We start from the raw sequence: 12,786 nt of genomic DNA, 5'->3' as shown, positions 1-12,786 counted from the left end.
AAGCCTAGAACGGCTCTAAAACAAGCGGTTGCGCTGGATCAAGATTGTACCAGGACTAGTCGCCGCCGCCGCCTCCTCCTCCGCCGTCGCCACCGCCTCCGCAGTCGCCGCCGCTGCTGCTGCCGCTATCGCTGCTCGAACAGCTTGCGCCGTCGCTAGAGCTCCCGGAACTGCCGCCGGAAAACCAGCTTCCCAGCGCGAAGCCGTCATTCGTCCCGGAATAGGTGCTGTCCCCACTACTCCCTCCGCGGCTGCCGGCGGTGGCGCGGGAGCGCCGTGCGCGGTTCTGGAGATGTGCGATCCAGCCGTAGCCGATCGCGAAAACGATCCCGGCCCCAATCAAAGCATTGACCATCGCGTTGCCCATCATCGTCTCCGGTGGGGACCCATACCAATTGGTCGTCTCCGGCAAAGGTGCCGTTCATTGATCATTCAAGCGAAATATGGAACCTTGCGGCCCAAACGGTTCCCGCGTGTTCGTCTGAAAGGTCAAGCAATGAAGAAGTCGCTCCTGGCGGTCGCTGCCGTCGCCACCCTGGCCCTGACGGCCGGAACGCCGGCCCATGCCCAGCGCGGTGTCGCGGCAGGCGTGGCGGCCGGGATCATCGGCGGCGCCATTGTCGGCAGCGCGCTGGCTTCTCCGTATTATTACGGGCCCGGCTACGGCTACTATGGGCCGGGCTACTACCCGCCGCGCTATTACGCCCCTGGTCCAGGCTATGTTGCCGACGATTATTACGGCGGCTGCGTCTGGCAGAAGCAACGCTTCTGGGATGGCTATGCCTGGCGCGTCCGTCGCGTCCGTGTCTGCGGCTGAGCGCGCCACGCCGGTCGACTACGGATGTGCCGTTCATCTCAGGGCCTGAAAAAGACCGCTTTTTCTCGTCACAGCTCCGTGTGCGTTTACCGTGGGTTGACCATTTGCGCGCTTCCTAGCTGCAAGGCCAATTCCATCAGAGTGTGCGTGAACCTTTGAAACCCGGGCGCCTCTCGCAGGAGGAACCCATCTCCCAGGAGAGCCAAGAGCATGAACAAGACTTTAGTTGCCGCCCTGACGGTTGCGACAGTCGCCGGTTCGCTGGTGACTGCAACCCCGCCGGCCAAGGCCGATAACGGCGTCGGTGCCGGCATCGCGGCCGGCTTGATCGGCGGCGCGATCGTCGGCGGCGCCATTGCCTCCAGCCGTCCCGCCTATGGCGGCCCCGTTTACATCGCCGAGCCCCCGCCGCCCGCGCCCTGCTACTGGCGCCGCGAGCGCTATTGGGACGGCTACGGCTGGGTCAGCCGGCCGGTTCGCGTCTGCTACTGATCTGATCGCAACGCGCTCATGAGCGCGGCGATCGAAGCCCGGCCGAGAGCATCGGCCGGGCTTTTTGTTTGCGCACGCTACCGCGCAGCCTGGATCGCGCGCAGCACCTCTTCACTCGGCCAGCAATCGACCTTGAGTCCCGCCGACTTCTGATAGGCGCCGAGCGCCGCACGCGTCTGCATGCCGGCCTTGCCGTCGATCTTGTCCTTGTAGAGCCCGATGCGGGTGAGTCCGCGCTGCATGGTCTCGACGTCCTTGGTGCGCAATTGCTTCGAAGCCGACCAGGGCGTTGCAAACGGCAGCGGGCTTGTCATGCGATCGCTGAGATGGCCGACGAACAGCACGTAGAGATCGGAGAAATTGTACTCCTTGATGACGAAGTAGTTCTTCGTGGTCAGGAACGACGGACCATAGATGCCTTCGGGCTGGAGCAGCGAGGCCGGCTGCGCCTGCTCGGCGGCGCTGAGCTTTTGGCCGCGTACCGGGACAAAACCCTCGCGCAGCCATTGGCCGATCGGCTTCGTCACCTCCGGCACGCCCGTCGTGCAATCGACTTTCGCCGGCGCCTGCACCTCGTAGGCCCAGCGCACGCCGCCCTGCCAGCCCTTGTTGACGAGCTGCTGCGCAGCCGAGGCCAGCGCATCCGGCACGGAGTGCCAGATGTCGATGCGGCCATCGCCGTCGAAATCGACGCCATGCTTGTAATATTCGGACGGCAGGAATTGCGTGAGCCCGGTGGCCCCCGCCCAGGACGAGCGCATGTCCTTGCGCGTCACCACGCCCTCGCCGAGGAGCTTCAGCGCGAGGATGAACTCGTTGCGGTACTGATCCTTGCGCCGCCCGACATAGGCTTGCGTCGCCAGCACACGAACAAGATCATAAGGCAGCGTGTAGCGGCCGTAATCGGTCTCACGGCCCCAGATCGCCAGCATCATTGTTGCCGGCACGCCGGAGCTCTTCTCGATCTCGGTCAGCGTCGTGCGATATTTCTGCAGCAGCCGCTGCCCCTCGCCGGCCAGCCGCGCGATCGAGGCTTCCTTGACGTAATCGGACGGCACCTGCACGAACTCGGCCTGCGATGGCGCACCTAGCGCCGGCCGCCCGGGCAAGAGCAGATCGGGCAGCTTGTAATCGGGCTCGAGCCCGCGCGTTTGCGCATCGAACGTTGCTCGCGAAACGCCGGCCTGTTGGGCCTCCGGCCACAACGAGGCGATGAACTGCGTGAAGGCGGCGTCGGCAGCGTGGACGGGCGACCAGCTGCAGGCGATGACGATCCCCACAGCGATGAGCGCCCGTCGCATCATGCCGCCATCACCGCGTCAGCTTCTTGTACTTCACGCGGTGCGGAATGATGCTGTCCTGGCCAAGCCGGCGCATCTTGTCCTTCTCGTAGTCCTGGAAGTTGCCTTCGAACCATTCGACATGGCTCTCGCCCTCGAAGGCCAGGATGTGCGTCGCGATGCGGTCGAGGAACCAGCGATCGTGGCTGATGATGACGGCGCAGCCGGCAAAATCCTCCAGCGCCTCTTCGAGCGCGCGCAGCGTGTCGACGTCGAGGTCGTTGGTCGGCTCGTCGAGCAGCAGCACGTTCGCGCCAGACTTCAGCATCTTGGCGAGATGGACGCGGTTGCGTTCACCGCCCGAGAGCGCGCCGACCTTCTTCTGCTGGTCCGCGCCCTTGAAGTTGAACGCCGAGCAATAGCCGCGCGAATTCACTTCCTTCTTGCCGAGCAGGATCAATTCGTTGCCGCCGGAGATCTCCTCCCACACGGTCTTCTTGCCATCGAGCGCGTCGCGCGACTGGTCGACATAGCCGAGATGCACGGTCTCGCCGACCGTGATCGTGCCGGAGTCCGGCTTCTCCTGGCCCGTGATCATCCTGAATAGCGTGGTCTTGCCGGCGCCGTTGGGACCGATCACGCCGACGATGCCGCCGGGCGGCAGCTTGAAGGTGAGATTGTCGATCAGCAGCCGATCGCCGAAGCCTTTGCTGAGGCCTTCGAAATCGACGACGTTGGCACCGAGCCGCTCGGCCACCGGGATGATGATCTGCGCGGCCTGGGTCTGCTTCTCGCTCGCCTTCTTGAGCAGCTCCTCATAGCGCTGATAGCGCGCCTTCGACTTGGCCTGGCGTGCCTTCGGCGAGGATGCCACCCATTCCTGCTCGCGCGCGAGCGTCTTCTGGTGCGCGGCGTCCTCGCGCCCCTCCTGCTCCAGACGCTTCTGCTTCTGCACCAGCCAGGACGAGTAATTGCCCTCGTAGGGGATGCCGCGGCCGCGGTCGAGCTCGAGGATCCAGCCCGTGACGTTGTCGAGGAAGTAGCGGTCGTGGGTGACGATCAGGATCGCGCCGGGATAGTTGCGCAGGTGACCTTCCAGCCACGACACGGATTCCGCGTCGAGATGGTTCGTCGGCTCGTCCAGCAGCAAGAGCTCGGGCTGGTCGAGCAGCAGGCGGCACAGCGCGACCCGGCGACGCTCACCGCCCGAGAGCTTGGTCACGTCGGCATCATCGGGCGGGCAGCGCAGCGCGTCCATGGCCTGGTCGACCTTGCTGTCGAGATCCCACAGGCCCTGGGCCTCGATCTCGTCCTGCAGCTTGGTCATCTCGTCGGCGGTCTCGTCCGAATAGTTGACCGCGAGTTCGTTGTAACGGTCGAGGATCGCCTTCTGCTTGGCGACGCCCTGCATCACGTTCTCGCGCACCGTCAGCTTGGCATCGAGCTGCGGCTCCTGCTCGAGATAGCCGACGCGGGCGCCCTCGGCGACCCAGGCTTCGCCGGTATATTCCTTGTCGAGGCCTGCCATGATCTTGAGCAGCGTCGACTTGCCCGAGCCGTTGACGCCGAGCACGCCGATCTTGGCATCCGGGTAGAAGCTCAGATGGATGTTATCGAGCACCTTCCGGGTCGGATAGCTCTTGGTCAGGCCCTGCATGAAATAGATGAACTGGCGCGCCATCGGTCCCGTGAAACCTTCGATTTGAGGAAATTTGCTTTGCCAGCGATGTAACGATCCTGCCCCCAAAGGGCAACGTTTTCCGTCCGTTCACCACGGATGAATACGGGACGGACACCATCCGGCCACCGATCCGGACAATTGAAACCATCTTTTAATAAATCAGGCCAAAGCTCGGTTTCGCGCGGAAACAGCGCCACCCGCTCAGAACGAACGGGGAGCACAGCGAGGCCGCATCATGGCTCTGATCGAGACCCATTCTCTTCCCGTTCCGGCAGGAGCCGGGCGCGACTCCGGGTTCGCCTCGGAGATCAAGGCCTTCTGGAAGCGCTTCTTCGCCACCGCCTTCAATCCCTACCGGCCCGAGCTGCACTACATGCGCGGTCCCGGCCCCGCCTGGCGTGCCAAGCACGGCATGGATGCACCGTTCCGCTTGAAGCCCCGCGACGTCTGAGCGACGATCTCCTATCGGACTTTTGAAGACGCAGGCCGCTTGCGCGCTGGCGCGATTGCGCGCAACCATGGGCCAGGGTCCGACGGCGGCGCCCGCCCGGCGCCCTCACCTCTCGCCATGGATGAACGCTGATGAGCCGGCTGCGCTGCGCAATCCTCGACGACTATTTCAATCTCGCCCTCGACGTCGCCGACTGGCCGAAATTGTCGGATCGCGTCGACGTCACCGTGTTCAGCCACCCCTTCGCCTCCGAGCAGGCCGCAGCCAGTGCGCTCACCGACTTCGAAATCATCTGCGCGATGCGCGAGCGCACGGCGTTTCCCGAGAGCCTGTTCGATCGCCTGCCGAAGCTGAAGCTGCTGCTGACGTCGGGCATGCGCAACGCCGCGATCGACATCGAGGCCGCGAAGGCGCGCGGCATCGTCATCGGCGGCACACAGTATTCGCGCGATCCGACGGCGCCGCTCGCCATGGGCCTGATCCTGGAATTGACCCGCGGCATCGGCCGAGAGAACGCGCGCATGCATGCGGGCGAGTCCTGGCAGACATTTGCCGGAGTCGAGATCGAAGGCCTGACGCTCGGCATCGTCGGACTCGGCAAGCTCGGCAGCAAGATGGCCGCGATCGCGAAAGCGTTCGGCATGAACGTGATCGCCTGGAGCCCGAACCTGACGCCGGAGAAGTGCGCGGCTGCTGGCGTCGGCTACGCCAGCAAGGAGGAGCTGTTCGCCAAGGCCGACATCGTCACCATCCACGTGGTCTTGAGCGAGCGCTCGCGTGGCCTTGTCAGCCGCGCCGATCTTGCGCGGATGAAGCCGACGGCCTTCCTGGTCAACACCGCGCGCGGGCCGATCGTGGACGAGCAGGCGCTGCTGGAAGCTTTGCAGCAGCGCAAGATCGCAGGTGCCGGCTTGGACGTGTTCTCGGTCGAGCCGCTGCCGGTCGACCATCCCTTCCGCAAGCTCGACAATCTCGTGCTGACGCCGCATCTGGGCTACGCCACCACGGATGGTCTGCGCATCCATTACGGCCAGATGGTCGAGGCGATCGACGCCTTCACCAAAAGCGGCGAGCTGCCGCGGAAGCTGGCCTGAAACGACAATGGGCGTGCCGAGGCACGCCCATTGCAATCCAAGCTCTGGCGGAACGCTCAGCGCACCGTGACCGGCGCGGGCAGCGGCGGCACGACGGTGGGCTGCGTCCCCGGGACCGGGCCCGCCTGGGCGGACATCGGAGCCGGCCCGGCCGCGCTCTGCGTCGGCGTGGCGGAGGCCGTCGCCGTTCCGGGCGGCGGACCGCCCGGCATCACGACAACGCGGGTGCCGACCTTGACGCGATCGAACAGGTCGGAGACGTCCTCATTCAGCATGCCGATGCAGCCCGACGAGACGAACTTGCCGATGGTCGAGGGCTGGTTGGTGCCGTGGATGCGGTACACGGTCGAGCCGAGATACATCGCGCGGGCGCCGAGCGGATTGCCCGGGCCGCCGGCCATGAAGCGCGGCAGATAGGGCTGGCGCTCGATCATCTCGGTCGGCGGATGCCAATCCGGCCACTCGGCCTTGCGGGTGATCTTCTGCACGCCGGTCCAGGTGAAGCCGTCGCGGCCGACACGGACGCCGTAGCGGATCGCGCGGCCGCCTCCGAGCACGTAATAGAGGTAAGTGTTGGGCGTATCGACCACGAGCGTGCCGGCCGGCTCCTTGGTCTGGAACGCAACCTCCTGACGACGCAGGTTCGGCGGCAGCTGCACCGGCGCGGCATCGGGCTGCTCCTCGGGCGGCAGCGCGGCCAAGGTCACCGGACGGCCATCGGTGCCGACCGGCGGCTGCCCGGCCTGGACCGTGCCGGTCGCGGCGGGACCGCCGACGGCCTCGGGCGGACGCAGGCCATCATTGGCGGGCGGCTGTTGAGGCGGACGGTCGGCATAGATCACCGCCGGCGGGCCGGCGGGCCGGCCGTACCGGGGATCGTCGGGCGACATCACGGGGCCCTGCGGCGCTGCCGAATAGACCGGCGGGGCGCCAGCCGGGCGGCCGTAACGCGGATCATCCGGCGACATCACCGGGCCTTGCGGCGGCGCAGCCGAATAGACCGGAGGCGCGCCCATCGGACGGCCGTAGCGCGGGTCATCGGCCGGACCGGGCGGCGGCAACGAGGCGTGCGGCATCGCGTCGTCATCGTCGTCGAGCGCGTCGAAATTCGGCATGCGGTCACCGGGCCGGTATTCGGCCGGTGCGCCATAGCCGGGCACCTGCTGGATCGGATAGCTCTGAGCCTGAGCGAGCGAGGTTCCCGCCGCAGCGACTGTTGCGGCAGCGCATATCGTCAGAAAGTGTTTGATCATCATCGCTCTTGTATAGTCCCCAAGCCCGATCGGACCGTTAACGGCCAGATGACGGAAGATAGCGGCACATTCAAGACATATCAGGCTTATTTGCGCCGGATTTGCCGTTTTGTGATCCGCAAGACTACCGTTGCCCCGTTGCATCACGGGGCTGAAATCGTATCGCGCCTTCGATTGGCGCGATGGTCGGCCGCGATTTTAACGGAACGATGCGGAGGCGTTGCGATATGGTCGAATCAGCCTGATTCGCCACCTTTTTGAGCTCCGATCCCGCGTGGCGAACGCGGCAAGCAGTACCGTCACCGCGTTCAGATGGCTCTTGGGCCCCGGCCACTCCGCCGCCGGGGCGGAAATTCGCAATCGCTCGATGCTTCCCGGCTTTCGCTTCCTGTTTGCCGCGATCCTGCTGTCAACCTCCATCCTGGTGTTCGGCCTAGGGGCCGCCGCGCTGCTGCGGGCGACCCATCAGCAATATGCCAGCAACCCCGGCTGGCGGAACGGCCCGCAGGAGCGGGTGTTTGCGCAGGCGCCCGAGCCGGCCCACCCGGTGCTCGCGGTGCTGCGGGCCGAGCCGGAGCTGCCCGCCGAGACCACGCCATCGCTCCGCGACCAGGTGCCGACCATCGCTCTGCCCCTGAGCGAGCCCGAACAGGTGGCCGCACTCACGACCGAGACCGACGTCCAGCCCGAGGCGGTCGCGCCCCCGGTTGAAATGCCGGCGATCGAACCAGACAAGCCCGAGCCGACCGTGGCGGCCGCGGCGCCTGCTTCCATCGATACGCTGACCCCCGCCGACACCACGGCGGCGATCCCCGAGGCCAAGCCTGCCGCAACCGCCAGCGAGCCGGCACCGGTCGACCCCGCGCAGGCCGCCGCAGCGCTCGAAGTCGCCTCCGCAAGGCTCGCCGCGCTGAACGCTGCAGCGGCGGATGCGCCGGCGAAGGCCAGAACCGAGAACAGCAAGGCCGAGAGCAGCAAGCCGGACAGCAAGGCGACCAAGCGCAAGGCGAAGGCCAAGAAGCGGCCCCGCGTCGTTCGGCGTCCGCCGCCTCAGCAGGTGCAGCAGCAGCTCGATCCGTTCGGTCAGCAGCAGCCGGCTTTCGCGACAACAACGACCGCACGCACACGGTGATCTTCTTCACCTCGCCCCGCTTGCGGGGAGAGGTCGGAATGCGCGCGTCGCGCGGATTCCGGGTGAGGGGGTACAGGTCCCTCGATAGTCTCATCGTGCGGAGAGAGGCCCCTCACCCCAGCCCTCTCCCCGTAAGAACGGGGCGAGGGAGCGCGCCTTCAGCGGGTCGGGCCGGTCGCGATGGCCGGGCCGCCGACCTGGCCCCATTCCGACCACGAACCGTCATAGAGCGCGGTGTCGGTGATGCCGAGGCGATAGAGCGCGAGCGTCAGCACGCCGGCGGAGACGCCGGAGCCGCAGCTCGTCACAATCGGCGCATCCAGCTTGACGCCGGCATTCGTGAACGCGGCGCGGAGCTCGTCGAGCGGCTTCATCTCGCCGGTGGTGGCATCGAACAGCAGATTGTAGGGCACGTTGCGGGCACCGGGAATGTGGCCGGAGCGGATGCCCGGACGCGGCTCGGGCGCGCGGCCTTCGAAGCGATCGGCAGCGCGCGCGTCGATCACCTGCTCCTTGCGGCTTTCGAGATTGGCGATCAGCTGCTGCATGCTGCGCACGCGGTCGGCATCATAGCTCGCCTTGAAGGTCGCAGGCTTCGGCTTGACCTCGCCGCTCTCGGTCGCGCGCCCCTCGGCCCGCCACTTCTTCAGGCCGCCATTGAGGATGCGTACGTTGCTGTGGCCATAGGACAGGAACATCCACCACGCACGCGGCGCTGCGACCCAGCCGCCGGCATCGTAAAGCACGACGGTGTCGCTGTTACCGATGCCGAGATTGCCGACGTCGCGGCCGAATTGCTCCGCGCTCGGAAACATGTGCGGCAGCGGGTTGGAATGATCCGACACCGCATCGACGTCGAAGAACACGGCGCCCGGCAGATGCGCGGCGAGATAATCGTCCTTCGGCAGCGGCAGCACGCCCGGCAGCTTGAAGCTGGCGTCGAGGATCTTGACGTCGGCATCGCCGATATGAGCGGCGAGCCATTCGGTGGAGACGAGGGGGTCGGTGGCCATGCTTCTATACTCTCCAATCGTCATGGCCGGGCTTGACCCGGCCATCCATCCTTCTTGAAATGATGGACACGCGGGTCAAGCCCGCGTGTGAAAGTTTACCCCTTCTTCTTCGGCTCCCACTTCTCCGTGGGCCCGCCGGCATCGCGCCAGGCGGCGTAGCCGCCGGCGATGTGGGCGACGGGCTTGAGACCCATGTCCTGCGCGGTCTTGGCCGCGAGCGCGGAGCGCAGGCCCCCCGCGCAATGGAACACGAACTTCTTGTCCTCCTGGAAGATCGGCTTTGCGTACGGGCTCTGCGGGTCGATCCAGAATTCGAGCATGCCGCGCGTGCAGGCGAAGGCGCCGGGGATGCGCCCCTCTCGCTCGATCTCGCGGGGATCGCGGATGTCGACGATGACGACGTCGCCATTCTTGGAGATCTCGATCGCGTCCTTGGCGGTGAGCGTCTCGATCTCGGCATTGGCCTCGTCGATCAGCGCCTTGATGCCGCGGGTGATGGTCTGGGGCATAAGTCTTCCCTTCTTTTCCTCCGTCGTTCCGGGGCGATGCGCAGCATCGAACCCGGAACCTCGATCGTCACACTCCATCTCGAGATTCCGGATCGGCCGCGTTGCGGCCGTCCGGAATGACGGTGGATGAAGCTAGTGCGTCAATTCCTTCATCGCAGCTTCCAGCCCCTCGATCGTGATCGGATACATCCGACCCGCGAAGATGCGCTTGATGATGGTGGTGGATTCCGAATAGTCCCAGTGCTTCTGCTGCACCGGGTTGAGCCACACCGTATGCGGATAGGTGCGGATGATGCGGTCGAGCCAGACCGAGCCGGGCTCCTCGTTGACATGCTCGACCGAGCCGCCGGGCACCATGATCTCGTAAGGCGACATCGAGGCGTCGCCGACGAACACGACCTTGTAGTCGTGCGGGTATTTGTGCAGCACGTCCCAGGTCGGCGTGCGGTCGGTGAAGCGGCGCTTGTTCTGCTTCCACACGCCCTCGTAGAGGCAGTTGTGGAAGTAGAAATACTCCATGTGCTTGAACTCGCTCTTCGCCGCCGAGAACAGCTCCTCGACCTGCTCGATATGCGCATCCATCGAGCCGCCGATGTCGAAGAACACCAGCAGCTTCACCGCGTTACGGCGCTCGGGGCGCATGTGCACGTCGAGATAGCCGTGATTGGCGGTCTCGCGAATGGTGGTGTCGAGATCGAGCTCGTCGGGCGCGCCGGTGCGGGCGAATTTGCGCAGGCGGCGCAGCGCGACCTTGATGTTGCGAATGCCGAGCTCGACATTGCCGTCGAGATCCTTGAACTCGCGCTTGTCCCACACCTTCACGGCGCGGTTGTTGCGGTTCTTCTCCTGGCCGATGCGCACGCCTTCGGGGTTGTAGCCGTGCGCGCCGAACGGCGAGGTACCGGCGGTGCCGATCCACTTCGAGCCACCCTGATGCCGGCCCTTCTGCTCCTCGAGGCGCTTCTTCAGGGTCTCCATGAGCTTGTCCCAGCCCATGGCCTCGATCTGCTTCTTCTCTTCCTCGGTGAGGTACTTTTCGGCGAGCTTCTTCAGCCACTCCTCGGGGATCTCGGCCTTCTCCATGGCGTCGAGCAGGCTTTCCAGCCCCTTGAACACGGTGCCGAAGACGCGGTCGAACTTGTCGAGATTGCGCTCGTCCTTCACCAGCGAGGCGCGCGACAGGTAATAGAAATTCTCGACCGTGTAGTCCGCAAGGTCAGCGTCGAGCGCCTCCATCAGCGTGAGGTATTCGCGCAGCGTCACGGGGACCTGCGCATCGCGCAGAGAGGTGAAGAATTGCAGGAACATGGGTGACAGATTGCCCGTCGGGTGGCTGACGTCAAGGGGCGCCGATCGTCCCTGAGCGCTGGACCGGCAGGCTTTTTGCTCTAGAATTGCCGGCCTCACGGGGTTGTTTTGGGGACGTTTGCAATGGGAATTCTCGCAGCGCTCATCATCGGCGCGATCGCAGGCTGGCTCGCGGGCAAGATTGTCCACGGGGCGGGATTTGGGCTGATCGGCAATATCGTCGTCGGCATCATTGGCGCGCTGGTGGCGAGCTGGGTGCTGCCGCAGCTGCACATCCAGCTGGCAACGGGCACGATCGGCGCCATCGTCGACGCCACCATCGGCGCGGTGATTGTGCTCGTCATCCTTTCGCTGATAAAACGGGTCTGAAAGCCTGACCGAACCAGGAACGGCCGCCGCGAGCGGCCGTTCGCTTGTCGTGACCGAGGCCATTGACACTGGCAATGCCTCGCGACGACGACCAACAAGGACGCGCAATGAAATTTACCGGCACCAAGGACTACGTTGCGACCGATGACCTCAAGGTCGCCGTCAACGCTTCGATCGTGCTCGAGCGCCCGCTCCTTATCAAGGGCGAGCCCGGCACCGGCAAGACGGTGCTGGCGGAGGAAGTGGCGAAGGCGCTGAACGCGCCGCTACTGACCTGGCACATCAAGTCCACCACCAAGGCGCAGCAGGGCCTCTACGAATACGACGCGGTGTCGCGCCTGCGCGACAGCCAGCTCGGCGATGCCAGGGTGTCCGACATCCGGAACTACATCAAGCGTGGCAAGCTGTGGGAAGCGTTCACGGCCGAGCAGCGCCCGGTGCTGCTGATCGACGAGATCGACAAGGCCGACATCGAATTCCCCAACGATCTGCTGCTCGAGCTCGACCGCATGGAATTCCATGTCTACGAGACCGGCGAGACGATCAAGGCCAAGCAGCGCCCGATCATGATGATCACCTCCAACAACGAGAAGGAGCTGCCGGACGCGTTCCTGCGCCGCTGCTTCTTCCACTACATCAAGTTCCCCGACGCCGACACGATGGGCCGCATCGTCGACGTCCACTTCCCCGGCATCAAGAAGCGCCTGGTCGAGGAGGCGCTGCGGATCTTCTTCGAGGTGCGCGAGGTGCCCGGGCTGAAGAAGAAGCCGTCGACCTCGGAGCTGCTCGACTGGCTCAAGCTGCTGCTCAACGAGGACATGAGCGCCGAGCAGCTGCGCGAACGCGACCCGCGCAAGCTGATCCCGCCGCTGCACGGCGCGCTCTTGAAGAACGAGCAGGACGTGCACCTGTTCGAGCGGCTGGCGTTCCTGAGCCGGCGGGAAGTGTAGGCACGCCGTAACGCGTCGCACGGTGTCGTAGGGTGGGCAAAGGCGCATAGCGCCGTGCCCACCGTTCCTCCGTGATGGATGCAGATCGTGGGCACGCTTCGCTTTGCCCACCCTACGATATCGAGCGTGTCGCGAGCAGCCTCCAGATCCCGTCAGTGCGAGCGCAGCGAAGCAATCCAGAGTCCCTCCGCGGAGAGCTTCTGGATTGCTTCGCTGCGCTCGCAATGACCGAGCAAAGGAGCAACGGCGCCGTTCTCCGCTGGTAATTCAATTTGCAGACATACCTTCGCAACCTCGCGGCTCATCTCGCCCGAGCTTTGCTTCATTCCGTCGCCCCTAAAGAAAGAGGGCGCAGGGAAGGCCGGGTGCTGACCTCGCACCCGCGGTCTGCTGCGCAAAAGGTGCACGCAGAAAACCGCACAGCAGCATACAGGTGG

15 protein-coding genes are annotated in these 12,786 nt (G+C 65.3%); 7 read left to right on the top strand and 8 right to left on the bottom strand.

Annotated features, from left to right (window positions below; all coding sequences use genetic code 11):
* Positions 1-55: 55 nt before the first annotated feature.
* A complete protein-coding gene (locus AC24YW_RS30185; protein ID WP_487486120.1) occupies positions 56-370 on the bottom strand; it encodes a hypothetical protein in 315 nt (104 codons plus the stop codon).
* Positions 371-496: 126 nt separating this feature from the next.
* Here AC24YW_RS30185 and AC24YW_RS30180 point away from each other — a divergent pair, with 126 nt between their 5' ends.
* Positions 497-817 (top strand): hypothetical protein, encoded by a 321-nt coding sequence (locus AC24YW_RS30180; protein ID WP_487486119.1) that lies wholly within the window; start codon positions 497-499, stop codon positions 815-817.
* 210 nt (positions 818-1,027) lie between these two features.
* Positions 1,028-1,309, top strand: a complete 282-nt coding sequence (locus AC24YW_RS30175) for a hypothetical protein (RefSeq protein WP_487486118.1) — start codon at positions 1,028-1,030, stop codon at positions 1,307-1,309.
* 77 nt (positions 1,310-1,386) lie between these two features.
* Here the strand turns inward: AC24YW_RS30175 and AC24YW_RS30170 are convergent, their stop codons facing one another.
* Positions 1,387-2,613, bottom strand: a complete 1,227-nt coding sequence (locus AC24YW_RS30170) for a lytic murein transglycosylase (protein WP_487486117.1) — start codon at positions 2,611-2,613, stop codon at positions 1,387-1,389.
* 7 nt (positions 2,614-2,620) lie between these two features.
* Positions 2,621-4,270, bottom strand: a complete 1,650-nt coding sequence (gene ettA / locus AC24YW_RS30165; RefSeq protein WP_487486116.1) for an energy-dependent translational throttle protein EttA — start codon at positions 4,268-4,270, stop codon at positions 2,621-2,623.
* Between the two features lie 235 nt (positions 4,271-4,505).
* Between ettA and AC24YW_RS30160 the strand changes: the two genes are divergently transcribed.
* Entirely contained in the window at positions 4,506-4,721 is a 216-nt protein-coding gene (locus tag AC24YW_RS30160; RefSeq protein WP_487486115.1) for a hypothetical protein, read from the top strand.
* 131 nt (positions 4,722-4,852) lie between these two features.
* Positions 4,853-5,815, top strand: coding sequence for a D-2-hydroxyacid dehydrogenase family protein (locus tag AC24YW_RS30155; protein ID WP_487486114.1), 963 nt, complete (start codon positions 4,853-4,855; stop codon positions 5,813-5,815).
* Positions 5,816-5,871: 56 nt separating this feature from the next.
* On the opposite strand, the gene AC24YW_RS30150 is transcribed toward AC24YW_RS30155, so the two are convergent.
* Entirely contained in the window at positions 5,872-7,068 is a 1,197-nt protein-coding gene (locus AC24YW_RS30150) for a L,D-transpeptidase (protein WP_487486236.1), read from the bottom strand.
* A gap of 367 nt (positions 7,069-7,435) precedes the next feature.
* On the opposite strand from AC24YW_RS30150, the gene AC24YW_RS30145 reads away from it, so the two are divergent.
* Entirely contained in the window at positions 7,436-8,200 is a 765-nt protein-coding gene (locus tag AC24YW_RS30145) for a hypothetical protein (protein WP_487486113.1), read from the top strand.
* A gap of 158 nt (positions 8,201-8,358) precedes the next feature.
* On the opposite strand, the gene sseA is transcribed toward AC24YW_RS30145, so the two are convergent.
* The 3 genes from sseA to AC24YW_RS30130 all read right to left on the bottom strand — a co-directional run bounded on the left by sseA (position 8,359) and on the right by AC24YW_RS30130 (position 11,030).
* Positions 8,359-9,213 carry a 3-mercaptopyruvate sulfurtransferase gene (gene sseA / locus AC24YW_RS30140; protein WP_487486112.1) on the bottom strand — a complete coding sequence of 285 codons (855 nt, stop codon included), beginning with the start codon at positions 9,211-9,213 and terminating at the stop codon, positions 8,359-8,361.
* 95 nt (positions 9,214-9,308) lie between these two features.
* Positions 9,309-9,722 (bottom strand): rhodanese-like domain-containing protein, encoded by a 414-nt coding sequence (locus AC24YW_RS30135; protein ID WP_275497021.1) that lies wholly within the window; start codon positions 9,720-9,722, stop codon positions 9,309-9,311.
* Positions 9,723-9,854: 132 nt separating this feature from the next.
* Positions 9,855-11,030 (bottom strand): vWA domain-containing protein, encoded by a 1,176-nt coding sequence (locus tag AC24YW_RS30130; protein ID WP_487486111.1) that lies wholly within the window; start codon positions 11,028-11,030, stop codon positions 9,855-9,857.
* A 123-nt stretch (positions 11,031-11,153) separates the two neighbouring features.
* On the opposite strand from AC24YW_RS30130, the gene AC24YW_RS30125 reads away from it, so the two are divergent.
* Positions 11,154-11,399 carry a GlsB/YeaQ/YmgE family stress response membrane protein gene (locus tag AC24YW_RS30125; protein ID WP_036028526.1) on the top strand — a complete coding sequence of 82 codons (246 nt, stop codon included), beginning with the start codon at positions 11,154-11,156 and terminating at the stop codon, positions 11,397-11,399.
* A 107-nt stretch (positions 11,400-11,506) separates the two neighbouring features.
* Positions 11,507-12,349: an AAA family ATPase gene (locus tag AC24YW_RS30120; RefSeq protein ID WP_487486110.1), complete on the top strand. Its 843-nt coding sequence runs from the start codon at positions 11,507-11,509 to the stop codon at positions 12,347-12,349.
* Positions 12,350-12,501: 152 nt separating this feature from the next.
* Here AC24YW_RS30120 and AC24YW_RS30115 read toward each other — a convergent pair whose 3' ends face one another.
* Positions 12,502-12,675 carry a hypothetical protein gene (locus AC24YW_RS30115; RefSeq protein WP_487486109.1) on the bottom strand — a complete coding sequence of 58 codons (174 nt, stop codon included), beginning with the start codon at positions 12,673-12,675 and terminating at the stop codon, positions 12,502-12,504.
* Between the last annotated feature and the right edge of the window lie 111 nt (positions 12,676-12,786).

Source organism: Bradyrhizobium sp. USDA3516, from assembly GCF_057651995.1.
The sequence above is the reverse complement of the archived record's forward strand: the minus strand, read 5'-3'. Positions and strand labels throughout refer to the sequence as shown.